Origin of the sequence: Halorubrum salinum, from assembly GCF_024494575.1 — an archaeon.
In the GTDB taxonomy this organism is placed as follows: Archaea; Halobacteriota; Halobacteria; order Halobacteriales; family Haloferacaceae; genus Halorubrum; species Halorubrum salinum.
The window spans coordinates 246131-273124 of the sequence record NZ_JANHDO010000003.1; the positions used below are offsets into that span (position 1 = coordinate 246131).

Consider the following 26994-nt stretch of genomic DNA (forward strand, 5'->3'; position numbering starts at 1 on the left):
CACATACGGCCGGTAACGGAATGGCGAGTGACACCGGAGCGGCCGACCTCGAAGGAAGCGTCGAGGACCTCCGGCGACGCCTCTCGCGCGTGTGGGAGACGCTTCGCGGCGTGGACATCGACGTCCGCCCGTTCCGACCGGGGCGAGACGGCCCGCTCGCTACGTTCGACGTTCCCGAGGGCGAACGCGAGATCGACCGGTACTGGGTGAACGCCCCGTACGCGTACGTCGTCGTCACCTACGACGACGCGGACAGCGAACACCGGTACTACGCGGTCGAACCGGACCTAGACCGGTTCGAGCGCGACCTCCTCGACCGCGTCGTCGACGATATCCGCGACCCGCTGCTCTATCGCGAGGGGACCGGCAAGACCGACGCGGCGACGCTCCGGGGGGAACTGGAGTCGCTCCTCGAGAGCTACGGCGTCGACGCCGGGATGGACACCTTCCACGCGCTCACCTACTACCTCTACCGCGACTTCCGCGGCTACGGGCGGGTCGACCCGCTCCTCAACGACCGCCACATCGAGGACGTCTCGTGTGACGGCTACGACCTGCCGATCTTCGTCTACCACGACGAGTACACTGACATCCAGACGAACGTCTCGTTCGGGAAACAGGAGCTCGACAACTACGTGATCCGGCTCGCCCAGCAGTCCGGGCGGCACGTCTCCGTCGGCGACCCGATCGTGGAGACGACGCTGCCGGACGGCTCGCGCGCGGAACTCGCGCTCGGCGAGGAGGTGACGCCGCGCGGCTCCGCGTTCACGATCCGCCAGTACGCGGAGGACCCGTTCACGCCGATCGACCTCGTGGAGTACGGCACCTTCTCGATCGAGCAGATGGCGTACTTCTGGCTCTGTATCGAGCACAACAAGAGCCTGATCTTCGCGGGCGGCACCGCCTCCGGGAAGACTACCTCGATGAACGCGGTGTCGATGTTCGTCCCGCCGCGCGCGAAGGTGCTCACCATCGAGGACACGCGCGAACTCTCTCTGTATCACGACAACTGGCTCTCGTCTGTCACCCGCGAGCGCCGCTACGAGGGCACCGACATCGACATGTACGACCTCCTTCGGTCCGCGCTGCGGCACCGCCCCGAGTACATCATCGTCGGCGAGGTCCGCGGTGACGAAGCGATCACCCTGTTTCAGGCGATGAACACGGGTCACACGACGTTCTCGACGATGCACGCCGACTCGATCGAGACGGTCATCAACCGGCTGGAGAACGAGCCGATCAACGTGCCGCGCGCGATGGTCCAGTCGCTCGACATGCTCTCGATCCAGACGCTGACGCGGTCCGGCGACCAGCGCGTGCGACGCGCGAAGACGATCGGCGAGATCGGGGGGATAGACCAGCGGACCGGCGAACTCGACTACTCGTCGGCATTCGAATGGGACGCCGAGAGCGACGAGTTCCGCCGAAACGACTCGTCGCTGATGGACGAGATCGCCGACGAGCGTGGCTGGTCCCGGTCGGAATTGCTCCGCGAGATCGAGCGACGCGAGCGGTTCCTCGAACTCCTTCGCGCGCTCGACGTCACCGACTACCGCACGTTCACCGCCCTCGTTAACGAGTACTACGCCGACCCGGAGCGCGTGATGGACCGGCTCGAATCGCGCGCCGACGGGACGGCGGCGGACGACGGCGACCGGCGGGGTGACGTCACCGCCGGCGGCGAACGCGCAGCCGACGCCGACCGCCGATGATCGCGTACATTCCGCTCGCCGCCGCGCTCGCGGCCTGCGTCGCCGTACTCCTCCCGGCGGTCAGCCGCCGCGCCGACCGGTTCGCCACGCGGCTCGGGCTGCTGGCGTTCGGAGACGCGGTCGTCGGCGACCCCGAGCGACGCCGACGGCAACGCGACCGGCTCCGCGCGGCCCACGTCGCCGGAACACACCGCGAGTACGCGTCGAAGACCCTCCTGTACGCCGGCGTCCTCGGCGTCGCGGGAAGCGTCATCGGCGTGTACGCCGTCGGCGGACTCCTCTCGATGCTTTCGGTCGGAGAGGCGACGCTGCGCGGGCTGCTCCCCGAACCGCTCTCGTTTCTCGCCGGGATCGCACGGCTCACTGAACTGGGGCTGTCACAGCTGTTCCTCCTGCTCGCGTTCGCGTCGGCGACGGTCGGATCCGCGCTCGCGGCGGGAGCGTACTACGGTCGCTGGGAGCTGTTGCGCCAGCGCGCCCACACGCGATCGACGGCGATCGACGCCACGCTCCCGCGGACCGTCGCGTTCATGTACGCGCTCTCGCGGTCGGGGATGGCCTTCCCTCGGGTGATGGACACGGTCGCGGAGAACGAGGCCGTCTACGGCGAGGCCGCGACGGAGCTGTCGATCGCGGTGCGCGATATGAACGCCTTCGGAACCGACGCGCTGACCGCGCTCCAGCGGACCGCGCGCCGGACGCCGAGCGAGGACCTCGGTGACTTCGCGGAGAACCTCGCGTCGGTGCTCGGCACCGGTCAGCCGATCTCGGCGTTCCTGAGCGACCAGTACGACCGGTATCAAGAGGAGGCCGAGTCGAAACAGGAGCAGTACCTCGAACTGCTCTCGACGTTCGCGGAGGCGTACGTCACGGCGCTCGTCGCCGGGCCGCTGTTTTTCATCACGATACTCGTCGTGATCGGGCTCGTGTTACAGGACACGCTCCCGCTTCTCCGCGTGGTCGTGTACCTCGGCTTACCCCTCGCCACGTTCGGCTTCGTCGTCTACGTCGACAGCGTGGCGCAGGGCGTGGGCGGTACGGAGACCGTCAGCGACGGGGATGAGACGGCCGACGGCGACGCGGCGCTCGGGCGGACGACCACGGCGCAGGCCGACGGAGGAGAGCCCGTCCGAGGGCCGGACGCGGCCGACGGCGAGCGCGACGCCGCCGGTCCGGCCGACCCGTGGACCGCGAGCCGGGAGCGGCTCCGCGTCTACGACCGCCTCCGGAGGGTCAGAGAGTGGGTCGCGTCGCCGCTTTCGAGTGTCCTCGCCGAACCGCACACGGTGGTTTTCGTCTCCGTCCCCCTCGCACTCGTCGGCTTTCTTGCCGCGGTGCTCCCGGTGGCGAGCGGGACGCCCGTCGAGGTGGTCGACCAGTTCGACACGGCGTTCGTCGTCGCGACCGCCGCCGCGCTCGGGTCGTACGCGGCGGTGTACGAGGTCAGCAAACGGCGCGTTCGGCGGCGAGAGGCGGCGGTCCCCGACTTCCTCGACCGGCTCGCCAGCGTCAACGAGGCCGGAACGTCCGTCGTCGGTGGGATTCGCCGCGTGGCCGATTCGAACCTCGAAGCGCTGACGGCGGACGTACAGCGGACCCGACGCGATATCGACTGGGGGGCGGACGCCGCCACGGCGCTGCGGCGACTGAAACGCCGCGTGCGGTCGCCGATGGTCTCGCGTGCGGTCACGCTCGTTTCGAACGCGATGTACGCGAGCGGCGACATCGGTCCCGTCCTCCGGATCGCCGCGGACGAGGCGCGCGCGACGTGGTCGCTTCGGCGCGAGCGCCGACAGGTCATGCTCACGTACCTCGTCGTGATCTACATCTCTTTTTTCGTCTTCCTCGGGATCATCGCCGCGCTCTCCGTGTCCTTTATCCCCGCGGTCGAGTCCGCAGCGGTCCCGGGTAGCGGGACGTCCGCGAGCGGCGGACTCCCGGGCGGCCAGTCCGGGATCGTGGACGGACTCGGCGACATCGACGCGTTCGCCTACGAGCAGCTGTTCTTCCACGCGGCGGCGGTGCAGGCGGTCTGCTCGGGGCTCGTCGCCGGCCAGCTCGGGGAGGGGTCGGTACGTGACGGCGTGAAACACGTCGTCGTGCTGCTCGCGCTGACGCTCGCCGCGTTCGCCGTGATCGGGTTCGTCTGACCCGCCGCCCGAACCGAACGCTCCCGCCGGCGTCCGCGGACCGTCCGCGTCCGCGGTCACCGGACCTATATCGCGGGCCGTCGACCCCTCGGTATGGACCCGCAGGCGACGTACGACCACATCGCCGCTCACTTCTCGAAGACACGAGAGCATCCGTGGCCGGAGGTCGAGTCGTTCCTCGCAGACCGCTCGGCGACGACCGCGCTCGACGTCGGATGTGGTAACGGACGGCACACGGAATCGCTCGCCGACCGCGCGGAGTGCGTCGTCGGCGTGGATCTCAGCCGCGGACTCCTCCGAGAGGCCGTCGAGCGCGCGCGCGACCGAGGCTTCGACGACGTCGCGTCGTTCGTCCACGGGGACGCCGCGGCGCTGCCGATCGCCGACGACGCGGTCGGGCTCGGGGTGTACGTCGCGACCCTCCACCACCTGCCCTCGCGGGGGGCGCGCGTTCGCAGCCTCGACGAACTGGGTCGCGTGCTCGACCCGGACGGTACCGCGTTGGTGAGCGCGTGGAGCACGGCCCACGACCGCTTCGACCGGGAGCACGGGTTCGACACGACCGTCGACTGGACGCTGCCGGGCGGCGAGACCGTTCCGCGATATTATCACATCTACGCGCCGCGGGAGTTCGACGCCGACCTCGCAGAGAGCCGACTCTCAGTCGTCGAATCGACCGTCTCAAGCGGGAACTGCTATGCCGTCGTGGCCGATGGAGGATCCTAATTATCAACGAAAATATTGAGACGAAAGTATTAATCATGTCGTATTGCGCCCGTGGAGGCAATGAGTTCGAATCCTCTCGGCCGTCTCCTCCGCCGGGTGAGTCCCGACGTGATAACCCGGAGTTATCTCGCGAAGTTCGCGGTCGTCGTGCTCCTCATCGTCGTCGCCATCGGCGGCGTCGGTGCCGTCACCTACGCTGAGACGACCGACCGTCTCGAAGAGAGCGCCCAGCAGGACTACACCGCGGTCGCGGAGCTGAGTGGTACGGAACTCGACGTGTGGACGAGCGAGCGCCGAACGACCGCCCGCGAACTCGCCGGGAGCGAGGCGCTCGGAGCCACGAGATCGCCCGAGCAAGCGGAGAGCTACCTCACGTCTCACCTCTCGTGGCAGGCGGACGACGTCGTGGCGCTCCACTTCGTCGAGCGAACCGAGGGTGAACTGGTCGCCTCGACCGACGCGGCCCGGGGTTCCACAATCGTCGGCCAGGGATGGATGGCCGACAACCTCCTGGTGGGGACGGACACCTACACGTCGCCGACCTACGAGATCGACGGAGAGCGGTACGTCTCGTACGTCGCACACACGCCGGGGCGAAACTACCTGGTGATGGAAGTGTCGCTCGCGTCCGTCGTCGGGGACCTCAGACAGCCGACGGAGGGATCGTTCACCGCGCTCGTCGAGCCCGACGGGACGATCGGCGCGAGCGACCGCGACGGCGTCGCAGGCGAGCAGTACGCCGGCGAGGTCGGTGACGTGCTCCTCGGCGAGTCCGCGATCGGTCACGTGTCGTCGGCGACGTTCGAGTTCGCCGGCGACGCCCAGTATTTCGTCGCGTACGCCCCGATCTCCTCCGAGGACTGGCGCGTCGCGGTCCACGTCCCGCTCTCCGAGGCGTACGCCCTCTCCGGGATGATCGGCCGGAACCTGCTCTTGATCGTCGGCGTCGCCGTAGTCGGGCTAGGGCTTCTCGGGACGACGCTCGGCCGCGGGACCGTCATCGAGTTGAACCGGCTCTCCGGGAGGGCGCGCTCGCTGGAGTCCGGAGATCTCGACGTGTCCTTCGACACCGACCGACGCGACGAGTTCGGCGACCTGTACGGCGCGTTCTCGACCATGCGCGACTCCCTGCGCGAACAGATCCGGTCGGCCGAGACGCAGCGGGAGCGCGCCGAGACGGCGAAGGCCGAGAGCGAGGCGTTCGCGGAACGGCTGGAGTCGCGCGCCGCGGCGTTCGGCGAGAAAATGGACGACTGCGCGGACGGCGACCTCACGGCTCGCCTCGACGCCGCCGACGACGATCCGGAGGCGCTCCGAGAGATCGCGGCCGGGTTCAACGACGCGATGGACGAACTGGAGACGGCGATAGCCGAGGTCGACGCCTTCGCCGCGACGGTCGCGGAGGAGAGCGAGGCGGTCTCCGACGGCGCAGACGAGGTCGCGGCCGCGGGCCGGGAGACGAGCGACGCGGTCGACGAGATCTCCGCGGGCGCGGAGCGTCAGAGCCGCCGCCTGTCTGACGTCGCCGGCGAGATGGAGGACATGTCGGCGACCGTCGAGGAGGTCGCGTCGTCGTCCGAGGAGGTCGCACACACCTCACAGCGTGCGAGCGAGGCCGCCGAAGAGGGCCGCGAGGCCACCGCCACGGCGACCGAGGAACTCCACGACATCGAGGACCGCTCCGAGTCCGCCGCCGAGACGATCTCGCGGCTGGAGGCGGAGATGGAGGAGGTGGACGCGATAGTCGAGACGATCTCCGAGATCGCAGACCAGACCAACCTGCTGGCGTTGAACGCGAGCATCGAGGCCGCCCGCGCCGGCGAGGCCGGCTCCGAGTTCGCCGTCGTCGCCGAGGAGGTGAAGTCGCTCGCCGAGGAGACGCAGGAGTCAGCGGCCGAGGTCGAGGCGCTGATCGACGAGCTCCGCGACCGCACCGACGCGACCGTCGCCGAGATGACCGCGATCCGGGAGGGGATAGACGACGGCGTCGAGACCGTCGAGCGGGCCGAGGACGCGCTGGACGAGGTGACGGAGCGGGTGGCGGCGGCCGACGACGGGATCCAGGAGATATCGGGCGCGATGGACGCGCAGGCGTCGTCGGTCAGCGAGGTGACCGGCGCGGTCGACGACCTGGCGGGCGTGAGCCAGCAGACGACCGCCGAGGCGACGACCGTCGCGTCGACCGCAGAGGAGCAGGCCGCGACGCTCGGCGAGGTCTCAGCTCAGGCTCGCGACCTGACCGAGCGCGCGCGCGACCTACGGCGGATGACACAGGGGTTCGAGGTCGAGGTCGCGGCCGACGCCGAGAGCGACGACTCCGGGTTCACCTTCGACGCGCCCGACGCCGACGACGCCGTCGCGGGCGGTGTCACCCCTGACGTCGAGGGTGGCGACGGAACGGCGGGAGAGGTGAGCGCCGACGGCGGCGTCACGCACGGCTCGACGGCGGACCCCGCTGTCGACGGCTCCGCCGATGCCGGTGTCGGAGACACCGAGGACGGTGAGGCCGGCGTTCGAAACGGACGCACAGAAGAGTAGCGGCGGGCTCAGTCCGCGACGGTCTCGTGGCCGGTCCGCTCGTCTTCGGGCATCGGAACCACGATCTTGTAGGCCGCGTACAGCCCGAGCACTGCGATCCCGGCCAGCACGAGGCCGGTCCGGATCTGCGGGGAGATGAGCGGGGTCGCCACGACCTCACCCGCCTCGTTGGTCACCGGGACCGGGCTGTACGGCTGGCCGGCGAGGATCTCGAGTATCCCCATGCCGACGATGCCGAGCAGCATGAGCCCCGCGCTCAGCGCCATCGCCGCTTTGTCGATGATGTCTGTGTTCGTCATTGGTGGTCACCTCTCAGCCGAGCAGGTACCGCAGTTTGGGATGCCGTTCGACCACGTCGAGCCGCTCGATGACCGCGTCGAGCCCGTAGTACCGGCCGGCCGCGAGCACGATCATCGTCATGAACAACAGCAGACCCATGAGGTCGCTGTTGACGAGGCCGTGACCGAACCCCGCGTTGCCGACCCAGAACAGGACCATGAATATGACCCCGCCGAAGGCGGCTAGGCGGGTGAACGCGCCGGCGATCAGCGCGAGCCCGATCAGCGTCTCGAACAGGGGCACGCCCGGCTCGATGAGCCACGCGAGGTTGTTGCCCATCCAGACCGGGATCCCGCCGAGCGCGGTGTCGGTCATTCCCCGCATGTAGCCGGGGCCGGAAGTGAACGACAACCCGCTCTCGATGATCTTGGTGATCCCCGCGTGGAAGAACCACCAGCCGGTGACGACGCGCAGGAACGCGATCCAGTACGCCGCCCACGGACCGTCCAGGGCGAACTCGACGTCCTCGACCAGGGGATTGCTCGATTGATATGACATCGTCGTCACCTCACAGGTGCACGTTGGACGGCTACCCCTAAAGGCCCCCAGAACGGTTCTACGCGTCCGAGAACCGTTCTAAGGCCGCTGGAACGCCCCGCGATACTGTGGTGTTTTATCAACTCGTTCGGTCGGGAGCGCGGGACGACGTAGAGAACACGGAACGTTTATCAGATCAGTTCTGCCTACGTGTAGACGCGCGCCGGTGGTCTAGTGGTAGGACCTGAGCCTTCCAAGCTCATGGCCCGGGTTCAAATCCCGGCCGGCGCATTTTCCCGAACACCGCGAGCGAGGAGCGGTAGCGACGAGCGAGCCGTGAGGGAAATGCAACTCGACGGGATTTGAATCAGGGAGCAAATCTTCGATTTGCGACCGTGGTTCACAATCCCGGCCGGCGCACTCCCTTCGGTCGCGCGCCGCCCGTACTCCCACTCACTGCGTTCGCGGGAGTCCCGGCCGGCGCATTTCTCTCACTTCGTTCGAGAAATCACCGAAATGAGCCGCGAGAACCGCTCTCGTCACCCGCCGTCCAGCCGGTCGGCGATGAACTCCTCCTCGACCTCGTCGAGGTCGCGGTCGGCCTCGCGGAACGCCCGGAGCCCCGCGCGGTACCGGTCGGGGTCGTCGTCGGCCGGCGAGTCGACCGTGCGGGCCAACTCCAGTTCCGCGATCCCCGTCCGTTCGCCCGTGTACGCGAAGCCGCACTTGTGGAGCGCCGCGTACGCGAACGGGTTGTTGACCGCGATCCGCACCCGGTCGTACCCCTCGCTCGCGAGCCGGTCGACGGTCCGGTCTATCAGCCGCGGCCCGAGCCCCTCGCCGCGTCGCGCGACGTGGACGGTGACGTACCGGATCCGACAGCGGTCGGGATCGGTGCGGTCCGGCGAAAACGAGACGGCGGCGACCACGTCGTGGTCGAGCGCGCGCTCGTCGACCGCCGGGGACAGCGGCTCGTCGGGCTCCCATTCCGGGACCGCCGGCGAGCCGTCCGGCGTCCGCAACACCGCCTTCCCCGGTCCGCCGAGGACGAACTTCCCGGCGTACGCGAACGCCCGGTAGTCGAGCCGTAGCGTGACGTCCGATCCGGGTGCGCCGACGAGCGCGAACTCCATGCCGACCGGTACGTCGCGACCGCATATATGCGGCGGGACACAGGAGACGCGGAGCGAGGACGAGCGCCGTGCGAGCGTCGAGCAGATGCGTGGGAGACGGTTTAGGTGACGGAACCCCGAGTCGGGGTATGCACGGACTCGGCGACGTTCGGTTCTTCGACCGGCTGGCTCCGCTGTACGACCTCGCGATGCCGCCGGCGGACGGCGAGGCGCTGGCGGCCGGGCTTGCCCACGGGACGCGACCGATCGATCGACTGCTCGACGTCGGCGGCGGTTCCGGCCGGGCCGCGGCAGCGCTGTCCGGTCCCGACATCTGTGTCGTCGACGCCTCTCGCGAGATGCTCGCACGCGCTCGCGACCGGCGCGGACTGTCGGCCGCGGTCGGCGACGCCGGGCGGCTGCCGGTCCGCGACGCGAGCGTCGACGCGATCACTATCGTCGACGCCTTCCATCACCTGCCGGACCACGACGCGGCGATCGACGAGGCGGCTCGCGTCCTCGCGCCGGGCGGCGTGGTCGTGATCCGCGAGTTCGATCCGACGCATCCGCTCGGTCGGGGGCTCGCCGCCGCCGAACGCGCGGTCGGGATGGCGTCGCGGTTCCGCGCTCCGAGCGATCTCGCCGACCGCCTCGCGGACGCGGGGCTCGACCCGCGGATCGTCGACCGGGGGTTCGGTTACACCGTCGCGGGCGTCAAGGGGAAGCGGTGACCGTCGCCCTGCTCGCAAGACTGGCCGGTGCCGGCGACGAGGACGCCGATTCCGTCACGCGCGGCGGTAAGACGGGCCTCGTGTAACAGGGTTATGCCCGCCACGCTGTTATCGGTGTCCGAATGCAGGACCGACAGACGCGGACCTCCAGACGGGCGGTATTGGCTTCGGCCGGCGCGGCGATCGCGGCGACGGCCGGCTGCCTCGGCTCGGCGAACGACGAACCGCCGGCGGCGTACACCACGCCCGCCGCGGCGGAGTTCGACGGCGTCGTCGACAGCCAGTGGCTCTCGGAGAACCTGGGGGACGTGCACCTGCTCGACGTTCGCGACGAGGAGGCGTTCGGCGAGTCGCGGATCCCCGGCGCGTACCACTTCCCCGACTCGGAGATGCTCGACAGCTACGCGGAGGAGACGCCGGACGGGTTCGAGGCCTCCCCGGACGTGATCGCGTGGACGCTCTCGCAGGCCGGGATCGAGTCCGGCGACGACGTGGTGGTGTACGGTGCCGACTCGAACCTCTGGGAGACGTACGCGATCTACACGCTCAACGCCTTGGGCCACGAGGGGACCGTCAGCCTGCTCGACGGCGGGTTCTCCGTCTGGGACGCCGCTGGCGAGGAGACGACGAGTTCGTCGCCGGAGGCGGGCGAGGCGAGCTACGAGCCGGAACTCGACACCGGCGTCGTGGCGACCCGCGAGTTCGTCGCCGAGAACGTCGAGGAGGACGGGGCCGCGATCCCCATCCTCGACATGCGCTCACCGGCGGAGTATTGGGGCGAAGACCAGCGCGGCGACCTCGACCGATTCGGCCACGTCACCGGCGCGACCAACCTCAACTTCGTTCAGAGCATCGACGACGAGGAGGGCCGCCTGCGGTCGCCCGAAGACCTGCGGACGCTGTGGATCGACGACGCCGGCCTCTCCCGCGACGAGACGGCCGTCGCCTACTGTCAGACCGCCATCCGTGCCTCCGTGGGCTGGTTCGTCCTCGACCAGCTCGGCTTCGAAGACGTCCGCAACTACGAGGGCAGCTGGGCCGACTGGGGGACGCTCACCGAGGAGAACGGCTACTACTATACGACGGGTGAGGACACCGGCACGGTCGTCGACACGTTCGCGTGAGCGGCCCTGGCGATCGGACGCGACGCCGTCTCGGTTGATTCCGTTGATTCGACAGAACCCATTGATTCGGCTGATCCATCGGTTCGGCCGATCTCGCTGGATCGATCGAACTGCGGCGCGGTCCGCGACCGCGCCGACCGTCGCTCTCGGGCGGAGAGACCTCGCGATGGCGGCGTCGGTCAGGTGATCTGTTTCACGAACTGCGTTATGATGCGGTCTTCTGCGGTGCGGAGTCGGTACTGCACGGTCGACCGAGGATCGTCGAGCAGCGCCGCCAGATCGGCGACGGAGACCTCTCTGGGACGTTCGTAGTAGCCGTGGTTGACGGCGGCTTTGAGCGCGCGCCAGTGTGCGGGCGACAGGTCCGTCACGGCCCTCTCGGTCGCGTTCCACTTTCCGGCGCCGGTGACGTGTGAAACGGCGATAGACACGCCGTCTCGGAGGTGTGCCTCCACTCTGTCGTACACGTCGCCGATGGACCGGGTCCCCGGGTAGAGCACGCGCCAGCGGTACTCGTGGCCGACCCGCCGCGATTCGAACACGGTGCCCTCTTGGATGTGATTCCGCACGAAATACGGCACCGAGTGACAGTTCTCGATTTCACGGCGGAGCGTGTAGACGGTCTGGCTCGTCTCCTCCTCGCTCAGAACGTGGTACTCGCGGCCGGTGTCACAGTCGGTGACGTCGAAACACTCGTTACAGCGAGACCCGTCGAGAAACACCTCGTTGAACGCCTCCAACGCGTCGGCCGTGCCCTTCGCGTGGTCGAGCCGCCACATGTGAGTGTCGTTCGTGAAGATGGCGGACGACCACAGCGACAGGCTCTCGTACCGCCGGAAGACGTCCATCAGCTCGTCCGCACCTGACTCGAACCGCAGAACGAATTCGAACTCTCGCGTCTCTTCGACGTCCGCCGGGCGTGCGTCCATTCGACTATGACTCCACGACACAGAAATAAAAAGAAATCTGCTGTTATCAAAAAATTGTATTCGATATTTCGAGATTTAGTATGTACTAAACGAAGACTGATTGTGATAAGAGGGGTACGTAGAGATGCAATGTCCGACGAGAAAGCGCACGGAAGCGGCGCTGTAGAACCGGGAGACACGAGCAAGCGAGTCGGTGCCGAGGTCATCCGCGAACGGGGCGTCGACCCGGAAGAGCTTCGCGAGAAACTGATCGATGCCATCGGTGCGGAGTTCACGACGTACTACTACTACACCAACCTCCGGATGCACCTCGCCGGCGAGGAGGACTACAAGGAGATCACGGAGGACGCTCGCCTCGAAGACCGGGCGCACTTCGAACTCGTCGTGCCGCGGGTGTACGAGCTTGAGGGGTCGCTGCCGAACGACATCCGCGACTTCGCGGACCGCGCCTCGTGTCCCGACGCCGAAGTGCCGACGCCGATGGACGACGGCGGCAACTTCGATACGAGCGACCTCGAGGTAGAGGACATCCTCGAAGTCCTGCTGGAAGCCGAGCGGTGTGCCATCCGAACGTGGAGCGAGATCTGCGATATGACTCGCGGAGCGGATCCGCGAACCTACGACATGGCACAGCGCATCCTCAACGAGGAGATAGACCACGAGGCGTGGTTCATCGAGCTGTTGAGCAAGGAACGCGACGACGAGATAAACCCGGCCGGCCACTTCGCTCGCGGCGAGCCCGGAGACGCGCCGTACTCGACGAACAACCGGTTCAACGACTCGGCCTAGTCACGACGGTCGGACGGCATACAACTTATATTTATGACACAATCGGCGAGCGAAACGTGGTCAGTCAGGATCGTCGTCCCCGAAACGTCGTCGCTGGACGCCGCGGGCGAAACGTTCGATCTGGAGGTCAGAGAAGACGAGACGATCCTCGCGGCCGCGCGCTCGGCGGGGGTGTGGCTACCGGCCGACTGTCAGCAGGGCTGGTGTACGACGTGTGCCGCTCGTCTCGTGGACGGGGACGTCGCTCACCCGAACGCCCGCCGGTACTACGACGAGGACCGCGAGGCCGGATTCGTGTTGCCCTGCACCGCGAAGCCACGCGCTGACACGACGTTGATCGTCGGCCAGTACGACGACTTTCTCGAATTCCGAGCGGACCACGGGAGACCTCCGGGCAGTTCCAAACTCGACACCTAACATGTCCAAGACACACACGCGACGCGAGACGGACCGACGATCGGCAGTCAATCCCTACACACGCCGAGAGAGACGGCTCGTCTTCTTCGACGGGCAGACGGCTGACGCCGAAACGATAGCGAACGGCGGCGTGCGAGAGCAGACCCTCGCCGCGCTCGAGCGGATCCGAGCGGTCGCCGAAGAGCAGCGGATCGACACCCGCGATCTGGTGCGGACGACGGTGTACCTGACCGACATGAGCCGGGCGGAGGCGGTCGACGCCACGTTCGAGTCGTTCTTCGAGGAGCGACGACCGTCGCGCACAACCGTCGGTGCGGACACGCTACCTGACGGCGCTGCAGTCGTAATCGAAGCGACGGGGGTAGACGGGTGAGATAGGCGTACGACCGAACGGACGGATCAGAAGCGATCCGGTTTGCCGGCCCCTTCACCGCGCCGGACGGGGCGTTCTCGCTTTCCCGCGTCGGAGGGGCGGAGAGGCCGAGTGCGGTCGCGGTTCAGTCGTGTGAGGGGCCGTGCGCGGCGTGGTCGTGCGCGTCGCCCTCGCTCGATCCGTCGTGGGCGTGATCGTGGTCGTCGGAGTCCCCCTCGTCGGACCCCGTTTCGCCGAGCACCTCCGCGCCCTCGCCGTCGATCATATCCATGTTCTTCAGGTTGTCGCGTTCCTCGAAGTCCTCGACGGCCGCCATCACGTCCTCTTGGGTGATCGTCATCCGGTCTTCGGTGAGCGCGCCGAGGACGGCCTCGCGGAGCACCATCCGGAGGTCCGAGCCGGTGAGCCCGCCGGTCCGGTCTGCGACCTCTTCGGGGTCGAAGTCGGCGATCTGCATCTCTTTCGTCACCACGCGGAGGATGTCGGCGCGCATGTCGCGGTCGGGCTTGGGGAAGTTGACGATCTCGTCGAAGCGACGCCACGCGGCCGCGTCGAGCTGATCCGGGTGGTTCGTCGCGCCGATCAACAGGACCTCGTCGCGGATCAGCGACACCTCGTCGATCGACTTGAGCAGGGTGTTGACCGCGCGCTTCAAGGCGGCGTGCTCGTCCGAGCGACGGGTCTTCGCGACCGAGTCGAACTCGTCGATGAAGAGGATACACGGCGAGAGCCGTTTCGCCACCTCGAACGTCTTCTCGACGTTTTTCGCCGTCTCGCCGAGGTACTGGCTCGTGATCATCGAGAGTTTGACCTCGACGAACGGAAGCCCGAGCTCGTGTGCGAGCGCGCGCGAGATCGTCGTCTTCCCGGTTCCGGGAGGGCCGACGAACAGCAGCTTGCCGATCTCGCGGAGCCCGATGCTCGCGAGGTACTCGCGGTGTTCGATCGCTTTCACGATCTTCTGGATCTCGCCCTCCTGGTCGCCGGTGAGCACGAGGTCGTCGAGCGTCGTCTCGATCTCCTCCGGCGCGCGTACGTTGACCAGGTCGAGCATCTCGGCGTCCTCCTCCTCGTCGAAATACTCGTCGAGTAAGGCGTCGATCCAGACGCGGTCGGCCTGCACCGGGCGCACGTTGTCCCGGGACTCCTCGTGGGTCACGGGCGCGTCGAGGTCGTCCGCGTCACCGAGGGCGGCGACGATCGTCGGGTTGGCTCCGATTCGGTCCTCGTCCGCGTGATCGACGTACCACTCCAGCGCCATGTCCGGTTGGGTCAGAGAGATCTCGCCGGAGAAGTCGGTCCGCTGGGTGAAGAGAAGCTCCGAGACGGCCTCCCACGGGCGGTCGACCCCGGTGGCGGTGCGCGTCACCCCGTCGGTCGCCTTTATCGGTCGCTCGACGCCGCCCGGTGCGTCCTCGGCCGCGTCGTCGGACCAGAACACCTGACGGAACCTGGGTGGCAGGTCGTTTTCGTCGAGATCGCGGTTCTCGGTGTAGAGGTGCGTCGTCAACACGAACTCGACGACGTCGAGCGCCGGATCACTCATCCGCGCGACGTAGCCTCGGGACGCGGTTAAGCGCGTCGAACTGCGCTCGCCCGTTCGCGAACTCCCTCACCTCCGCGACCCGGCGTATCGAACGCTTATTATCCCTGGTGAGAGACCGGTGTAGCATGAGCTTCGAGGACGCGGGCGGCGCCGAGGACGTCGGTGGAGCCGCATCGGGCGACGGCGACGAGACCGCCGTTGACGGGGACGGACCCGACGCGGCAGACGCCGCACCGGACCACGAGAACGCGAACCAGGACGTGATCGCCGTCGACCCCGACGACGTCGAACAGGGGACGGTGAACCGGCTCGACGCCCACACCGGCGACGGGATCAGACACCGCGCGTTCACCTGCCTCGTGTCCGACACGGACGGGCGGATACTGCTCGCCCAGCGCGCGCCGACGAAGCGGCTCTGGGACGGCCACTGGGACGGCACCGTCGCGTCTCACCCGATCGAGGGACAGTCACAGGAGGACGCGACGGCACAGCGGCTCGAAGAGGAACTGGGTATCACGCCCGATCAGTACGACGACCTCCGGATGACTGATAAGTTCGAGTACAAGCGGTACTACCCCAACGAGGGCGTCGAGTGGGAGGTCTGTGCGGTGTTGAAGGTCACGCTCGAGGACACCGACCTCGATCCCGACGACGAGGAGATCGGTGGCATGCTCTGGGTCGATTACGAACACCTCCACGAGAACCCCGCGCTGTACCGCCAGCTCCGGCTGTGCCCGTGGTTCGAGATCGCGATGCGGCGCGACTTCGCCTGATCCGGGTCGTCCCCGCTGCGCTCGACCGGGCGACTCCGCAGCCGAAACGGCGAGTTGAAGGCGCGCCGGCGACTGCTTCGAGACATGACCGTCGTCGTCGTGCTGGCGAAGCCGCCCCGCGAGGGGCTCGTCGCGACCGGGCTCGCGGAGTCGACTCCGCTGTCGACCGCCGAGGCCGCAGAACTGTACGAGGCGCTGTTCCGCGACGCCGTGCTCGCGGTCGACCGCTCCGGCGGCGACCTCCTCGTCAACTATCCCGACGGGGACGACCTGCCCGCTGAACACCGCACCGACACGGCTCCCGAGGCCGAACTCCGAACGCTCGTCGCCGACACGCTCGGCGGCACCGGCGACGTCCGCTTCGAGCGACAGGTCGGCTCGTCGTTCGGGGCGCGCGCCGGCAACACCGTCACGCATCTCCTGCGCGAGGAGAACGCGGACTCCGTCGCGGTCGTCACGCCGCAAGCGCCGCTGCTCTCGCGCACCCTCGTCGACTCGGCCGCGATGAAGCTCCGGACGAACGAGGTCGTGCTCGGCCCGTCGACCCGCGGTCGGACCTACTACGCGGGGTTCACCGAGCCGATCGACTTCGAGGGGGCGTTCGACGCGCCCAGTCTCCCGACACTCGCGGCCCGGGGACGAGACGCCGGCCTCGACGTCGAGTTCGTCGAACCCTCGCCGTCGATGGTCGACGGCGGCGACCTGCTCGACGCGCTCCCGGTGCTGCGCGCGCGGTTCACCGCCCAGCGGGTCGTGCCCGACTACACCGCCGCGTTCGTTCACGAACACGGACTCGACGTGGTCGTCGAGGACGGCGAGCCGCGCGTCGTGCGCGAGTAAGCGAGCGTGAGCGAGACGAGCGGGCAGCCTGCGACCGACGCGCCCGATGGATCGACGTCCGGTCCACCCGCGGATTGATATGTCGACGCCCGTTCGCTACACGACATGGTGACTGGGGTGGCGTTCTCGGACGCCGCGCACCTCGGCGTCGGACTCGCGCTCGCCGCGGTCGCGGTGCTCGCCGTGTACGCGGTCGATCGGCCCGACGGCGGGTGGACGCGCGCGCTGCGAACGCGGTTCCTCTACGGCGTCCCGTGGGGGACGCTCGTCTCGATCGCGGTCGTCGTCGGAGTCTACCTGTTCGTCCAGGACGGGATCTCAAACCCCTACCGGCCCGTCGCGATCCCCTTCCGGTCGTGGTCGTACTTCTACGCCGAGGGGCTCTTTTGGGCCGGGCTCGCGCACTCCGGACTGGGACACCTCACCGGCAACCTGTTTTCCGCGCTCGTCGCGGGAAGCATCGCCGAGTACGCGTACGGTCACGCGCCGGGCGGTCGCGACCGCCGCCGCGCCGCCTCCATCGCGGACAACCTCCTCGACGCGTCCGCGCGCGACGGGCCGCTCGTCTCGAACCCGTACGTTCGCGCGTTCGTCGTCGTTCCGGGCGCGATACTCGGGTTCGCGGTGCTCTCGTCGCTTTTCGCGCTCGGTCCGGTGATCGGCTTCTCGACGGCCGTCTTCGCGCTCTGGGGGTTCGCGCTGGTCCACTACCCGGTCCGCTCGCTGGCGGCGCTGACCGGACCGACGCTCGCGAGCGTCGCCTACTGGACGCTCCGCAGTCCGGTGGCGGTCGGCGAGGCGACCGGTTCGTACGGCCCGCCGGGGTGGGCGAACGTCGCCGTGCAGGGCCACGCACTCGGGCTGATCGTCGGGGCACTCGCCGCGGTGTGGCTCGTCCGCCGGCGACGCGAGCACGGTTCTGCCCCGGTCTCCGGTCGGGACACCGGCCCCCGCGTCCCCACCGACGCCGATCGGTCCGGGGTCGCCGCGCTCGCCGCGTTCGGCGGCGTTCTGCTGTTCGGCGCATCGCGTCGGATCTGGGCTGTGTACTGGTACCTCGGCAACGAGCGGTTCGAGCTGTACCGCGCGCTCGGTCTCGGGCTGCTCGCCGTGCTCGCGTCCATCGTCGCCGTCGCGGTCGCCGGACGCGACGAGCCGATATGGCCTGACCGCGCCGTCTCTCGCCCCGAGACGGTCCGAGGCGCAGTTCGGTCGGCGACGCCGGCCGCGGTCGGTCTGCTCTGTCTCCTCGCGGCGCTCGCCGCCGTCGCCGGTCCAGCCGTCGTCCCGAACCTCGTGACCGTCGACGACGGCGGCGACCTGCCGGGCGATCCGATCGAGGTCGACGAGTACCAGATCACCTACGCCGAAAACGTCGAGAACCGGCTCGTGAGCGCCGTCGACGTCGAGGCGTTCGGACGGTCGACGTCGGTGAACACCTCGGGGGTGATCGTCGCGAACCCCGACCGGGAGATATGGACCACCGCGGTCTCGCGGGGGAATCTGGCGTTCTGGGGCTACCGCGCCGTCGACGTGGGCGGGACGGGCTGGCGCGAGACCGTCTGGGTCCAGCGGACCGGGTGGGTCGCAGCCGGCGGGGGGCCGACGTACCGGGTCGACGCGATCCGAAACGAGACGCGCTCGACCCTGTTCGTGAGCGATCCCGCGCGCGTCGACGGGCGGATCGACGGGCGTCAGATCCTCGTCGCGGCGGTCGACGGCGGGTTCGAACTCCGCGTCGGTCACGAGGGGTGGACGGAGACCGCACCGCTGCCCGCGAGAAACGAGTCGGTCACGGTCCGGGGAGTCTCGTTCGTGCGGGAGGGGTCTCGGGTGTACGCCGAACGAGGCGAGACGCGGCTACAGGTCGCCAGACAGGAGCTGTACGAAGGCCGTCAGTAGGCGGGGAACGCGCCGCGGACGACGACCCCGTCAGCGCCACTCGATCCGGTACACCTCGGCGTCGATCTCGCGGGATGCCTCGGTGTGGTGGTCGAACTGGGCGTCGATCGCGAAATCGGCCGCGAACGCGTGTGTCACCTCGCCGCCCTCGTCGGCCGCGAACGCCTCGACGAACTCCCGGCTCCCGGCGTTGTGAACCGAGTAGGAGACGTCCGCGACGCGGCTCGCGGTCAAGAGAAAGCCGCGGTCCGCGTTTCGGTTCCCGTCCTGTGCGCCGAACGGCGGGTTCATGACGACGGTGACGGGGTCGGGAATCGCGAGCGGGAGCCGCGTCGCGTCGGCCTGAATCCAGTGGACTGGAGCGCTCGCCGCGACGCGGCGGTCGTTCTCCGTCGCGGTCGTCAGCGCTGCTCGGTCGAGTTCGACCCCGATCACGCGGGCGGGACCGCGGAGGGCCGCGGCCAGCGCGAGCATCCCCGTGCCGGTGCCGAGATCGAGGACGGTTCGCCCGTCGACGTCGTCGTGGAGGTCGGCGAGGTGAACGACGTGGGCGGCCAGCTCAGGCGGCGTCGGGTACTGTTCGAGGGCGGCTTGGGGGTTCTCGAAGCCCGTGACGACGCCCAGCTTGGCTGCGAGAGAGCGCTTCGACGTCATCTGTCGGCCGTCGTCCGCCCCGCCGACACGGCGGCGTCTGGCCCGTCTGATCGCCCCGAACCGCGTCTCTCCTTCGCCGGCAGCGGACGCCGGACACCCCCGCCGTCGTCGACGCCGCCGGCTCCAGTCGCGTGCATACCGCGACGCACGAGAGAGTAATATAAAACAGTTCGTGAATGTTTAAAAGTAATACTTTCGGCCGCAGGCCGGTCGTCGACGCCGCGACGCACCTTCACGCGTCGCCGCGAACGGAGGGCGTGGAGGCGGGCGGCGACGAGTGGTTCCGTCCGCGGACGACGGTCACGTTTCGTGTTCGGCGTGCGGCGCTCGCGGCGTATCACGGAACTGAGACACTGCGGTGTCGATGGCCGAAACGGTCACCGTGGCGTCGCCGTCGCGTGATCGGACCGGGTGGCAGACGGCGTGACGACGAGGCGTGCTCGCCGGCTCGGACAAAGACTTAAATGCGGCAGTAACCAGAAACCTTATAATGGAACGTCCGAGCCGTCAGCGCCAACAGGAGCGGGACACGGAGCGAGAGTCGGACGAAGAGACCCTCTCGTGTCCGGAGTGTGACTCGACGGAGATCGTCACCGACGCGGATCAAGAGCTCGTCTGTGAGGACTGCGGGCTGGTGCTCGACGAACGGAACATCGACCGCGGCCCGGAGTGGCGGGCGTTCAACCACTCGGAGCGGCAGTCGAAGTCGCGCGTCGGCGCGCCGATCACGGAGACGATGCACGACAAGGGGCTGACGACGACGATAGACTGGAAGGACAAGGACGCGTACGGGCGGTCGCTCTCCTCCGAGAAGCGGTCGCAGATGCACCGGCTGCGCAAGTGGCAAGAGCGGATCCGGACGAAGGACGCGGGCGAGCGCAACCTCCAGTTCGCGCTCTCGGAGATCGACCGGATGGCGAGCGCGCTCGGCGTGCCGCGCTCGGTACGCGAGGTCGCTTCGGTGATCTACCGCCGCGCGCTGAACGAGGACCTCATCCGCGGCCGCTCTATCGAGGGCGTCTCCACCGCCGCCCTCTACGCCGCCTGTCGTCAGGAGGGTATTCCCCGCAGTCTCGACGAGGTCGCAGACGTGTCGCGCGTCCCGCAAAAGGAGATCGGTCGGACGTATCGGTACATCTCACAGGAGCTCGGCTTGGAGCTGAAACCCGTCGACCCCAAGCAGTTCGTCCCCCGCTTCGCCTCCGCGCTCCAGCTCTCAGAGGAGGTCCAGTCGAAGGCGACGGAGATCATCGACGTCTCCGCCGAACAGGGGCTGCTCTCGGGGAAGTCCCCGACGGGGTTCGCCGCCGCGGCGATCTACGCCGCGTCGCTGCTCTGTAACGAGAAGAAGACCCAGCGCGAGGTCGCGGACGTCGCGCAGGTGACGGAGGTCACCATCCGCAACCGGTATCAAGAGCAGATCGAAGCGATGGGGTTCCGGTAGGCGACCGGCTCCGGTGGGGTGGGGTCGCCTCGTCGCAGACTCCGGTGATCGGGTTTTTAATCGCTTCGGCCGTACCGTCGTCTGAAATGTATTCGCAGATCCTCGTTCCGACTGACGGCAGTCCGGCGTCCGACGCGGCGATCGAGCACGCGCTCGATCTCGCTGCACAGTACGACGCGCGAGTTCACGCGCTCTACGTGGTCGACGGGAGCGCGTACTCCTCGCTCGAAGCCGGTGCGGAACTCGTCGTCGAGGCGCTCGAAGAGGAGGGCACGGAGGCGACGGACCGCGTCGCCGACGCCGCGGCGGACGCCGGCGTCGACTGCGAGACGACCGTCACTACGGGGACCGCCTACCAGTCGATCCGCGACTACGTGGAGTCGAACGACGTCGACATGATCGTCATGGGTACCCACGGTCGGAAGGGGCTCGACCGATACCTCCTCGGCAGCGTTACGGAGCGCGTCGTTCGGACCGCGGACGTCCCCGTACTGACCGTTCGACAGCCGGCGGATGAGTAGCCTCCCGACGCGATCGGCGGCGCGTCTCGCCCTCCGTGAGCCTGCTAGACGACCGGGCCCGTTCCGTTCCAGGACGCGGTGATCCCCGTGCGGGACTGGCTGTCTCACCGCGTCGTCTCCTCGCCTGACGAGACGGCGCTCGTACGGGCCGAGGACGGCGAGTCGTGGACGTACACCGATCTCGATCACCTGGTCTCCGAGACCGCGGGCCGGCTCGTCGCTCGCGGGATCTCAGAGGGCGACCGGGTCGGCGTGCTCACGCCCCCGTACGTCGGGACGGTCGGACTCGTCCACGCGGCGATGCGGATCGGCGCGACGTTCGTCCCGCTCGGGCCGGAACTCACCGGACGCGAACTTCGCGAGCGCGTCGAACGGACCGACCTGTCGGCCGTCGTCTGCGCGGAGCCGACGGAGGACGCCGCGTGCGCCGCGGTCGACGATATCTCGGACACCCCGGTGTATTCGGTCGACGATCCGACGAACGACGCCGTCGAGGCCGTCCACGCCGTCGAGCCGCAGCCCGTCGAACCGGTCCAGTGGGAGTTCTCCGATCACCTCTGTCTGCTCTTTACCTCCGGCACGACGGGCGAACCGAAGGGCGTTCCGCTCACCGCCGGGAACGTGTACAGCTCCGCCGTCGCGTCCGCGTTCAGGCTCGGCATGGAACCGGACGACCGGTGGCTCGTCTCCCTGTCGTTACACCACATGGGCGGGCTCGCACCGGTGTACCGCTCGGCGCTGTACGGGACGACGCTCGTGCTTCGCGAGCGGTTCCGACCCGGCGAGACGGCGGACGATATCGACGCGTACGACGTGACGGGCGTGTCGCTCGTCCCGACGATGCTCACCCAGATGCTCGACAGGCGCGGGACGCTTTCTGACTCGCTCCGCGCTGTGCTTCTCGGCGGCGCACCCGCCCCGGACGACCTGCTCGAACGGTGCCGTGACTACTCGGTGCCGGTGTATCCGACGTACGGGATGACCGAGTCCGCGTCGCAGATCGCCACCGCGACGCCGACGCAGACGGCGGACCGGATCGGGACCGTGGGTCGCCCCCTGTTCGGCACCACCGTGACGATCGTCGACGAGGACGGCACGCCGGTCGACGCGGGTGAGACGGGCGAAATCGTCGTCGACGGACCGACGATCACGCCGGGATACGTAGGCCCCGACGATCCGACGCGGCTCGATCGCTCGGCGTTCGGCGACCACGGGTTACACACCGGCGACGTCGGTCGCGTCGACGAGGACGGGTTCCTGTACGTGCTCAACCGCCTCGACGACCGGATCATCACGGGCGGCGAGAACGTCGAGCCCGGCGAGGTGCTCGACGCGCTCCACGCCGTTCCGGGGATCGACGAGGCCGCCGTCGTCGGCCTCGACGACGACGTGTGGGGCGAACGCGTCGCCGCGCTGCTCGTCGCCGAATCAGCGGTCGTCAGCGCCTCCACCGACGGCGTCTCTTCCGGGAGTGACGAGGGCGACCACGTCGAAGGCGTCTCGGCTGACGAGGACGACCCCGACGCCGACCCTGACGCCGAGCGCGCGCCGGCAGCCGGCACGGACGGACCGTCGACCGTCGACGACGAGCGGCTCCTCTCGGTCCTCCGGACGCGGCTCGCCGGATTCAAGATCCCGAAGACGATCGCGTACGCCGAGGAACTCCCGCGGACGGTCTCGGGGACCGTCGACAGGGCGGCGGTCAGAGAGACGCTCCGGGAGCGCGGCTACGACCCACGAGACGGACCGGAGGCGGAGCTTGAGACCGCTGGGTTCGAACCGGCCGACCCGGCGGACCCCCCGGAAGCCGAGGGCGACGCCGGCCGCCGACCGGAAGCGAGCGCGACTGACGCGGACGACAGTGACCGCACCGGTGGGTCGGCCGACGACCGCGAGACGGACGGAGACGGGTCTGATTCCGCCCGAGACGACGAGAACGGGAGCGGGTCCGAAGCCCCGAGTGACACCGGGCGAGCGAGCGACGGCGACGGGGCCACAGACGACTCCGGAGACGACAGCAACGACGGCGACGACGGCGAGCCCGGAGATGACGGCGAGCCCGGAAACGACGGCGAGCCCGGAGAGGGAGTCGACGCTCACGAGGCCGACGGACGCTGAACGCTCCCGGCGCTCCGTCGGCGCGTCCGGTCGAGTCGGACCCTGCCGACACGCGCCGATCCACGTTCTCGAACACATTGGATACTTCGAAATGCCATATACGCACGATCCCGCGTAGTTTTTATATCACCTCGGCGTCGGTTCGGTATGACCGAGTCCATCGACGAAGCCGAGATCATCGACGGAAACGCCGTCGCTTCCGACGTGCGCGAGGCGGTCGCGGGCCACGTCGAGACGCTCGACGCCGCGGGCGTGACACCGGGGCTCGCCACCGTGCTGATGAGCGACGACCCCGCGAGCGAGACGTACGTGTCGATGAAACAGCGCGACTGCGAGGAGGTCGGAATCGAGGGGATCCACGTCGAGATCGACGCCGACGCCCCCGCGGCGGAGCTGTACGACACCATCGAGGAGTTGAACGAGCGGGAGGACGTTCACGGCATCCTCGTCCAGCTCCCCGTGCCGGACCACGTCGACAAGCGGAGCGTTCTTCGCCAGATCGACCCGGAAAAGGACGTCGACGGCTTCCACCCGGAGAACGTCGGGCGGCTCGTCGCCGGCGACGCCCGGTTCAAGCCCTGCACGCCCCACGGGGTACAGAAGCTGCTCGACGCGTACGACGTGGAGACCGAGGGGGCAGACGCGGTCGTCGTCGGTCGCTCGGACATCGTCGGGAAGCCGATGGCGAACCTCCTGATACAGAAGTCACCGGTCGGCAACGCCACCACGACCGTCTGTCACTCGCGGACCAAGGACTTGGAGGGGAAGCTGGCCGACGCGGACCTCGTGATCGCGGCCGCCGGGATCCCGGAGTTCGTCGACGGCTCGATGATCAAGCCCGGAGCGACCGTGATCGACGTCGGTATCAACCGCGTCGACGCGGACACGGAGAAGGGGTACGCCCTCGTCGGCGACGTCGACTACGACTCCGCGAGCGAGGTCGCGGGCGCGATAACGCCGGTTCCCGGCGGCGTCGGACCGATGACGCGCGCGATGCTGTTGTACAACACGGTGAAGGCGGCCGGACTACAACACGGCGTCGACCTCGACCTCGACTGAGCCGATTTCGGCTGAGTCGGTTCGACCGAGCCGGCTTCGGACGTCGTATCCGAGCTACGGCTCGACGACGCGGTTCGACAGCGTTCCGACGTCCTCGTAGGTGATCTCGACCGTCTCGCCCGGCTCGACCAGCCCGGGGTTCGCCGGGCTCCCGAACGCGACGCAGTCGCCGGGTTCGAACGTGAACCGCTCCGAGAGGTACGCGACGATCTCGCGGGGACCGAACAGCATCAGTTCGGTGTTGGCGTCCTGCCGCAGTTCGCCGCCGACCGTGGTCGAGATGTCGAGGTTCGTCGGATCCACGTCGGTCTCGATCCACGGGCCCAGCGGTCCCGATCCGTCGAACGCCTTGCGCGCGGTCCGTCCCTGTTGGTCGAGCGCGTCGACGTCGTTCATGATGGTGTACCCGCGGACGACGTCCGGCACGTCCTCGGGATCGAGGTCGCGACACCGCTCGTCTATCACGGCGACGAGTTCGCCGGCGTAGGTCAGTTCGTCGGTCCAGTCGGGGTAGCGGATCTCCTCGCCGTGTGCGAGCAGGCTCGTCGGCGGCTTGATGAAGAAGTCCGGCTCCTCGGGCCGCTCGTACTCCATCTGATCGAGGGTCTCCGCGTAGTTCCGACCGACGCAGTAGAGCGCGCTCGGGTCACACGGCGGGAGCAGGCGGCCGTCGCGACCGACCTCGTAGCGGCCGTCTTCGGCGACGATCGTCCCGTCCTCGTAGCGGCCGGACACCGGTCCCTCGGGCGTGAGCAGGCGTGCGAGTCGCATGCCCGCACCTCACTCTGCGGGCGTGAAAAGGCGTCGGTGACGGTCGAGTTCCGTCGGCGCGCACCGACCCCTCACGCGAACTCCGCGAGAGCCAGCAGGAGGCTGGGGACGACGAGCAACACGAGCCCGACGGCGATCAGGCCGGCGGGTATCCAGAGGAGCCCCGTCTCGGTCAGGAGCCAGAGCGCGAGCCCCCCGAGGAGGCTGACGAGCCCGACGGCGCGGATGAGCCACGCGACGACGCTCTCGAACCCGAGGTCGGCGACGAGGTCGACGGCGTCGAGGAGTTCGTCCATAGGCCCCGGTCGCTGTCGGAGCCACTTAGATGTCTGGACGGCGTCGGTCGGCACGGTGGCCGCCGCTCCGCTCTCGTCTACGTCGTCTCTTCGACCCCGATGACGACGCCGGAGCGGATCTCCAGCGCGGTCTCGAACTCCTCGCGAGCCCGGCCGTCTCCGCCGACGCGGACGACGGCGGCCTCGTGCGCCCGAACGACGGCGTCGCGCTCGCGGTCGTCGAGGTCCAACCGCTCGGCGATCGACTCCCAGTGATCCGGTTCGACGAGGAACGCCTCGCGGTCCGCGTCGGCGGCGATCCGCTCGTACCGCCGCCGGTACGCGTCGATCCGCGGACCGAGATCGGCTTGCACGCGCGCGAGCAGTTCGGGGAGCCGCGACGCGGGAACGCTCGCCAGCGCCGCCGACGTGACGAGCGCCGCCCCCTCGATTGGGTAGGAGTCCGCCGACGCGCCGCCGTCTCTTCGTCCGTCCGTCCCGCCCCCCTCGCCCGGTCGCTCCGCCCCCTCGTCGCCGGACATCACCCGCCGGCCCGCATCGCTTTCTTGCGGTACGCGGGAAGCAGTTCGGCGAGAGCGTCCGGGTCGCCGGCGAACTCGGCGGTCACCTCGGTGAGCGCGATCGAGCCGGCGGCGGTGACGCGGTCCGCACGAAGCGCCGCGCGCCAGCCGTCGCCGTCGACCCGGGTCGCCTCGGCGGGATCGTCGGTTCCGACGAGTTCACCGCCGAGGTTGACGAGGTAGTGGGCGGCGAGCCGGCGCGAGATGCCGCGGTACGCGACGGTCTCGCGCTCCCATCCCGGCTCCGCGGTCGGGGCGTCGTCGGCGGCGTCGCCGTCGTCGGGCCCGTCCGTCTCGCCCGCTCCTCCGGCCGCGTCCGTCATACCCCACCCGCGACCGGCGGGAACACGGAGAGCCGGTCGCCGTCGTCGAGCGGCGTGTCGAGCCCGTCGAGGTGGAGCACCTCCCGTCCGTTCTTCAGGACGTTGATCTGCGGAGCCAACTCCCCGTCGACGACCAGTCGACCGGCCATCCCCTCGTACTCCGCTTCTAACTCCCGTAACACGTCGCCGACGGTCGAACCCTCGCTGAACGACGCCTCGACGGTTTTCCCGCCGGCGGCCTCGCGGAACGTGGCGAAAAATCGCAGTTCGAGGTCCATGTGCGGACATCGGGACGCGACGGCTTAAAAACGGGCGACAGCGGAGAGCGCTACGGGCCCGACAGCGGTATCGGGGGCGCTACAGATCGGAGAGCCGAATTCCGTCTTCGACGAGTCGGAAGTTCCGCTCGCGGTCGAGGTCGTCGCCGAGCCACTCGTGGTCGTACAGCTGCCCGATCAGTTCGACGTAGAGGTTCCGCCACGCGATCGCGTAGATGGGCGATTGCCCCCACGCGCGCAGTTCCGGAACGAACTCGTGATACGTGCTCGCCTGCTGTTCCATGCGCTCTACGGCGTCGGCGACGACCTCGGCCGCCGCCGCGGGGTCGTGGCCTTCGATCTCTTCGTTCAGCCGCGACTGGATACCGGCTATCGCCCTGCGCATGTCGCGTTCTGCGGTTCCGTCCTCCTCGGGCAGCGACTCGACGACGCCCTTCGGCACGCCGAGGTCGATCTGTGGCATACGTGGTCGTCTGGTCGGAACGGTGAAAA

At 68.7% G+C, this 26994-nt stretch carries 29 protein-coding genes and 1 tRNA gene; 17 read left to right on the forward strand and 13 right to left on the reverse strand.

Annotated features, from left to right (window positions below; all coding sequences use genetic code 11):
- The first annotated feature begins 20 nt into the window (after window positions 1–20).
- The 4 genes from NO930_RS09920 (at window position 21) to NO930_RS09935 (ending at window position 7126) form a co-directional block, all read left to right on the forward strand.
- Entirely contained in the window at window positions 21–1712 is a 1692-nt protein-coding gene (locus tag NO930_RS09920) for a type II/IV secretion system ATPase subunit (protein ID WP_256403353.1), read from the forward strand.
- Window positions 1709–3862 (forward strand): type II secretion system F family protein, encoded by a 2154-nt coding sequence (locus tag NO930_RS09925; protein WP_256403354.1) that lies wholly within the window; start codon window positions 1709–1711, stop codon window positions 3860–3862. The genes NO930_RS09920 and NO930_RS09925 overlap by 4 nt, the downstream gene beginning before the upstream one ends.
- 93 nt (window positions 3863–3955) lie before the next feature.
- The gene (locus tag NO930_RS09930) at window positions 3956–4588 is read left to right on the forward strand and encodes a class I SAM-dependent methyltransferase (RefSeq protein ID WP_256403355.1); all 633 of its coding nucleotides are present in this window, start codon (window positions 3956–3958) and stop codon (window positions 4586–4588) included.
- A gap of 60 nt (window positions 4589–4648) precedes the next feature.
- A complete protein-coding gene (locus tag NO930_RS09935) occupies window positions 4649–7126 on the forward strand; it encodes a methyl-accepting chemotaxis protein (protein ID WP_256403357.1) in 2478 nt (825 codons plus the stop codon).
- An 8-nt stretch (window positions 7127–7134) separates the two neighbouring features.
- Here NO930_RS09935 and NO930_RS09940 read toward each other — a convergent pair whose 3' ends face one another.
- Together NO930_RS09940 and NO930_RS09945 are read right to left on the reverse strand one after the other, a co-directional pair.
- Window positions 7135–7425: a hypothetical protein gene (locus NO930_RS09940; RefSeq protein WP_137783878.1), complete on the reverse strand. Its 291-nt coding sequence runs from the start codon at window positions 7423–7425 to the stop codon at window positions 7135–7137.
- Window positions 7426–7438: 13 nt separating this feature from the next.
- Window positions 7439–7963, reverse strand: coding sequence for a DoxX family protein (locus NO930_RS09945; RefSeq protein ID WP_137783879.1), 525 nt, complete (start codon window positions 7961–7963; stop codon window positions 7439–7441).
- 199 nt (window positions 7964–8162) lie between these two features.
- Between NO930_RS09945 and NO930_RS09950 the strand changes: the two genes are divergently transcribed.
- Window positions 8163–8233, forward strand: a tRNA-Gly gene (locus NO930_RS09950).
- A gap of 248 nt (window positions 8234–8481) precedes the next feature.
- Here NO930_RS09950 and NO930_RS09955 read toward each other — a convergent pair.
- On the reverse strand, window positions 8482–9075 hold the full coding sequence (locus tag NO930_RS09955; protein WP_256403358.1) for a GNAT family N-acetyltransferase: 594 nt from the start codon (window positions 9073–9075) through the stop codon (window positions 8482–8484).
- A 128-nt stretch (window positions 9076–9203) separates the two neighbouring features.
- Here NO930_RS09955 and NO930_RS09960 point away from each other — a divergent pair, with 128 nt between their 5' ends.
- Window positions 9204–9785: a class I SAM-dependent methyltransferase gene (locus NO930_RS09960; RefSeq protein WP_256403359.1), complete on the forward strand. Its 582-nt coding sequence runs from the start codon at window positions 9204–9206 to the stop codon at window positions 9783–9785.
- A 122-nt stretch (window positions 9786–9907) separates the two neighbouring features.
- Window positions 9908–10909, forward strand: coding sequence for a sulfurtransferase (locus NO930_RS09965; protein WP_256403360.1), 1002 nt, complete (start codon window positions 9908–9910; stop codon window positions 10907–10909).
- Between the two features lie 179 nt (window positions 10910–11088).
- Here NO930_RS09965 and NO930_RS09970 read toward each other — a convergent pair whose 3' ends face one another.
- Window positions 11089–11838 carry a helix-turn-helix domain-containing protein gene (locus NO930_RS09970; RefSeq protein ID WP_256403361.1) on the reverse strand — a complete coding sequence of 250 codons (750 nt, stop codon included), beginning with the start codon at window positions 11836–11838 and terminating at the stop codon, window positions 11089–11091.
- Between the two features lie 129 nt (window positions 11839–11967).
- Between NO930_RS09970 and dps the strand changes: the two genes are divergently transcribed.
- The 3 genes from dps to NO930_RS09985 are packed head-to-tail and all read left to right on the forward strand — an operon-like array spanning window position 11968 to window position 13417.
- Window positions 11968–12627, forward strand: a complete 660-nt coding sequence (gene dps / locus NO930_RS09975) for a DNA protection during starvation protein (protein ID WP_256403362.1) — start codon at window positions 11968–11970, stop codon at window positions 12625–12627.
- Window positions 12628–12660: 33 nt separating this feature from the next.
- Complete coding sequence (locus NO930_RS09980; RefSeq protein ID WP_256403363.1) at window positions 12661–13044, forward strand: 2Fe-2S iron-sulfur cluster-binding protein; 384 nt, start codon at window positions 12661–12663, stop codon at window positions 13042–13044.
- A gap of 1 nt (window position 13045) precedes the next feature.
- The gene (locus NO930_RS09985; protein WP_256403364.1) at window positions 13046–13417 is read left to right on the forward strand and encodes a RidA family protein; all 372 of its coding nucleotides are present in this window, start codon (window positions 13046–13048) and stop codon (window positions 13415–13417) included.
- A gap of 124 nt (window positions 13418–13541) precedes the next feature.
- Here the strand turns inward: NO930_RS09985 and NO930_RS09990 are convergent, their stop codons facing one another.
- Entirely contained in the window at window positions 13542–14963 is a 1422-nt protein-coding gene (locus NO930_RS09990; RefSeq protein WP_256403365.1) for an ATP-binding protein, read from the reverse strand.
- A gap of 125 nt (window positions 14964–15088) precedes the next feature.
- Between NO930_RS09990 and NO930_RS09995 the strand changes: the two genes are divergently transcribed.
- The 3 genes from NO930_RS09995 (at window position 15089) to NO930_RS10005 (ending at window position 18478) form a co-directional block, all read left to right on the forward strand.
- A complete protein-coding gene (locus NO930_RS09995; protein ID WP_256403367.1) occupies window positions 15089–15736 on the forward strand; it encodes an NUDIX hydrolase in 648 nt (215 codons plus the stop codon).
- An 84-nt stretch (window positions 15737–15820) separates the two neighbouring features.
- Complete coding sequence (locus NO930_RS10000) at window positions 15821–16576, forward strand: DUF2064 domain-containing protein (RefSeq protein ID WP_256403368.1); 756 nt, start codon at window positions 15821–15823, stop codon at window positions 16574–16576.
- Between the two features lie 105 nt (window positions 16577–16681).
- Window positions 16682–18478, forward strand: coding sequence for a rhomboid family intramembrane serine protease (locus NO930_RS10005; protein ID WP_256403369.1), 1797 nt, complete (start codon window positions 16682–16684; stop codon window positions 18476–18478).
- A 30-nt stretch (window positions 18479–18508) separates the two neighbouring features.
- Here NO930_RS10005 and NO930_RS10010 read toward each other — a convergent pair whose 3' ends face one another.
- Both NO930_RS10010 and NO930_RS10015 read right to left on the reverse strand, forming a co-directional pair.
- Entirely contained in the window at window positions 18509–19132 is a 624-nt protein-coding gene (locus NO930_RS10010; protein WP_256403370.1) for an METTL5 family protein, read from the reverse strand.
- Window positions 19129–19269 carry a hypothetical protein gene (locus tag NO930_RS10015; RefSeq protein ID WP_158298442.1) on the reverse strand — a complete coding sequence of 47 codons (141 nt, stop codon included), beginning with the start codon at window positions 19267–19269 and terminating at the stop codon, window positions 19129–19131. The genes NO930_RS10010 and NO930_RS10015 overlap by 4 nt, the downstream gene beginning before the upstream one ends.
- Before the next feature lie 353 nt (window positions 19270–19622).
- Between NO930_RS10015 and NO930_RS10020 the strand changes: the two genes are divergently transcribed.
- The 4 genes from NO930_RS10020 (at window position 19623) to NO930_RS10035 (ending at window position 24274) form a co-directional block, all read left to right on the forward strand.
- Entirely contained in the window at window positions 19623–20576 is a 954-nt protein-coding gene (locus NO930_RS10020; RefSeq protein WP_256403372.1) for a transcription initiation factor IIB, read from the forward strand.
- A gap of 86 nt (window positions 20577–20662) precedes the next feature.
- Window positions 20663–21097: a universal stress protein gene (locus tag NO930_RS10025; protein ID WP_137784010.1), complete on the forward strand. Its 435-nt coding sequence runs from the start codon at window positions 20663–20665 to the stop codon at window positions 21095–21097.
- An 87-nt stretch (window positions 21098–21184) separates the two neighbouring features.
- Window positions 21185–23215: an AMP-binding protein gene (locus NO930_RS10030; RefSeq protein WP_256403373.1), complete on the forward strand. Its 2031-nt coding sequence runs from the start codon at window positions 21185–21187 to the stop codon at window positions 23213–23215.
- A gap of 147 nt (window positions 23216–23362) precedes the next feature.
- Window positions 23363–24274 (forward strand): bifunctional methylenetetrahydrofolate dehydrogenase/methenyltetrahydrofolate cyclohydrolase, encoded by a 912-nt coding sequence (locus NO930_RS10035; protein ID WP_256403374.1) that lies wholly within the window; start codon window positions 23363–23365, stop codon window positions 24272–24274.
- Between the two features lie 54 nt (window positions 24275–24328).
- On the opposite strand, the gene NO930_RS10040 is transcribed toward NO930_RS10035, so the two are convergent.
- The 6 genes from NO930_RS10040 to NO930_RS10065 form a co-directional block, all read right to left on the reverse strand.
- Window positions 24329–25045 (reverse strand): fumarylacetoacetate hydrolase family protein, encoded by a 717-nt coding sequence (locus tag NO930_RS10040; protein WP_137784752.1) that lies wholly within the window; start codon window positions 25043–25045, stop codon window positions 24329–24331.
- A 71-nt stretch (window positions 25046–25116) separates the two neighbouring features.
- Complete coding sequence (locus NO930_RS10045) at window positions 25117–25341, reverse strand: hypothetical protein (protein WP_256403375.1); 225 nt, start codon at window positions 25339–25341, stop codon at window positions 25117–25119.
- Window positions 25342–25418: 77 nt separating this feature from the next.
- On the reverse strand, window positions 25419–25862 hold the full coding sequence (locus tag NO930_RS10050; RefSeq protein ID WP_256403376.1) for a DUF8048 family protein: 444 nt from the start codon (window positions 25860–25862) through the stop codon (window positions 25419–25421).
- A complete protein-coding gene (locus tag NO930_RS10055) occupies window positions 25862–26224 on the reverse strand; it encodes a MoaD-like domain-containing protein (protein ID WP_137784842.1) in 363 nt (120 codons plus the stop codon). Before NO930_RS10055 ends, NO930_RS10050 begins: the two co-directional genes overlap by 1 nt.
- Entirely contained in the window at window positions 26221–26502 is a 282-nt protein-coding gene (locus NO930_RS10060) for a ubiquitin-like small modifier protein 1 (RefSeq protein ID WP_137784841.1), read from the reverse strand. Before NO930_RS10060 ends, NO930_RS10055 begins: the two co-directional genes overlap by 4 nt.
- 79 nt (window positions 26503–26581) lie before the next feature.
- Complete coding sequence (locus NO930_RS10065) at window positions 26582–26965, reverse strand: DUF7971 family protein (RefSeq protein WP_256403377.1); 384 nt, start codon at window positions 26963–26965, stop codon at window positions 26582–26584.
- Between the last annotated feature and the right edge of the window lie 29 nt (window positions 26966–26994).

What these genes read in the sequence shown, in the direction of transcription:
- NO930_RS09920 (WP_256403353.1), top strand. Translation starts at nt 21, where the DNA reads ATGGCGAGTGACACCGGAGCGGCCGACCTCGAAGGAAGCGTCGAGGAC.
- NO930_RS09925 (WP_256403354.1), top strand. Translation starts at nt 1,709, where the DNA reads ATGATCGCGTACATTCCGCTCGCCGCCGCGCTCGCGGCCTGCGTCGCC.
- NO930_RS09930 (WP_256403355.1), top strand. Translation starts at nt 3,956, where the DNA reads ATGGACCCGCAGGCGACGTACGACCACATCGCCGCTCACTTCTCGAAG.
- NO930_RS09935 (WP_256403357.1), top strand. Translation starts at nt 4,649, where the DNA reads ATGAGTTCGAATCCTCTCGGCCGTCTCCTCCGCCGGGTGAGTCCCGAC.
- NO930_RS09940 (WP_137783878.1), bottom strand. Translation starts at nt 7,425, where the DNA reads ATGACGAACACAGACATCATCGACAAAGCGGCGATGGCGCTGAGCGCG.
- NO930_RS09945 (WP_137783879.1), bottom strand. Translation starts at nt 7,963, where the DNA reads ATGTCATATCAATCGAGCAATCCCCTGGTCGAGGACGTCGAGTTCGCC.
- NO930_RS09955 (WP_256403358.1), bottom strand. Translation starts at nt 9,075, where the DNA reads ATGGAGTTCGCGCTCGTCGGCGCACCCGGATCGGACGTCACGCTACGG.
- NO930_RS09960 (WP_256403359.1), top strand. Translation starts at nt 9,204, where the DNA reads ATGCACGGACTCGGCGACGTTCGGTTCTTCGACCGGCTGGCTCCGCTG.
- NO930_RS09965 (WP_256403360.1), top strand. Translation starts at nt 9,908, where the DNA reads ATGCAGGACCGACAGACGCGGACCTCCAGACGGGCGGTATTGGCTTCG.
- NO930_RS09970 (WP_256403361.1), bottom strand. Translation starts at nt 11,838, where the DNA reads ATGGACGCACGCCCGGCGGACGTCGAAGAGACGCGAGAGTTCGAATTC.
- dps (WP_256403362.1), top strand. Translation starts at nt 11,968, where the DNA reads ATGTCCGACGAGAAAGCGCACGGAAGCGGCGCTGTAGAACCGGGAGAC.
- NO930_RS09980 (WP_256403363.1), top strand. Translation starts at nt 12,661, where the DNA reads ATGACACAATCGGCGAGCGAAACGTGGTCAGTCAGGATCGTCGTCCCC.
- NO930_RS09985 (WP_256403364.1), top strand. Translation starts at nt 13,046, where the DNA reads ATGTCCAAGACACACACGCGACGCGAGACGGACCGACGATCGGCAGTC.
- NO930_RS09990 (WP_256403365.1), bottom strand. Translation starts at nt 14,963, where the DNA reads ATGAGTGATCCGGCGCTCGACGTCGTCGAGTTCGTGTTGACGACGCAC.
- NO930_RS09995 (WP_256403367.1), top strand. Translation starts at nt 15,089, where the DNA reads ATGAGCTTCGAGGACGCGGGCGGCGCCGAGGACGTCGGTGGAGCCGCA.
- NO930_RS10000 (WP_256403368.1), top strand. Translation starts at nt 15,821, where the DNA reads ATGACCGTCGTCGTCGTGCTGGCGAAGCCGCCCCGCGAGGGGCTCGTC.
- NO930_RS10005 (WP_256403369.1), top strand. Translation starts at nt 16,682, where the DNA reads ATGGTGACTGGGGTGGCGTTCTCGGACGCCGCGCACCTCGGCGTCGGA.
- NO930_RS10010 (WP_256403370.1), bottom strand. Translation starts at nt 19,132, where the DNA reads ATGACGTCGAAGCGCTCTCTCGCAGCCAAGCTGGGCGTCGTCACGGGC.
- NO930_RS10015 (WP_158298442.1), bottom strand. Translation starts at nt 19,269, where the DNA reads ATGCACGCGACTGGAGCCGGCGGCGTCGACGACGGCGGGGGTGTCCGG.
- NO930_RS10020 (WP_256403372.1), top strand. Translation starts at nt 19,623, where the DNA reads ATGGAACGTCCGAGCCGTCAGCGCCAACAGGAGCGGGACACGGAGCGA.
- NO930_RS10025 (WP_137784010.1), top strand. Translation starts at nt 20,663, where the DNA reads ATGTATTCGCAGATCCTCGTTCCGACTGACGGCAGTCCGGCGTCCGAC.
- NO930_RS10035 (WP_256403374.1), top strand. Translation starts at nt 23,363, where the DNA reads ATGACCGAGTCCATCGACGAAGCCGAGATCATCGACGGAAACGCCGTC.
- NO930_RS10040 (WP_137784752.1), bottom strand. Translation starts at nt 25,045, where the DNA reads ATGCGACTCGCACGCCTGCTCACGCCCGAGGGACCGGTGTCCGGCCGC.
- NO930_RS10045 (WP_256403375.1), bottom strand. Translation starts at nt 25,341, where the DNA reads ATGGACGAACTCCTCGACGCCGTCGACCTCGTCGCCGACCTCGGGTTC.
- NO930_RS10050 (WP_256403376.1), bottom strand. Translation starts at nt 25,862, where the DNA reads ATGTCCGGCGACGAGGGGGCGGAGCGACCGGGCGAGGGGGGCGGGACG.
- NO930_RS10055 (WP_137784842.1), bottom strand. Translation starts at nt 26,224, where the DNA reads ATGACGGACGCGGCCGGAGGAGCGGGCGAGACGGACGGGCCCGACGAC.
- NO930_RS10060 (WP_137784841.1), bottom strand. Translation starts at nt 26,502, where the DNA reads ATGGACCTCGAACTGCGATTTTTCGCCACGTTCCGCGAGGCCGCCGGC.
- NO930_RS10065 (WP_256403377.1), bottom strand. Translation starts at nt 26,965, where the DNA reads ATGCCACAGATCGACCTCGGCGTGCCGAAGGGCGTCGTCGAGTCGCTG.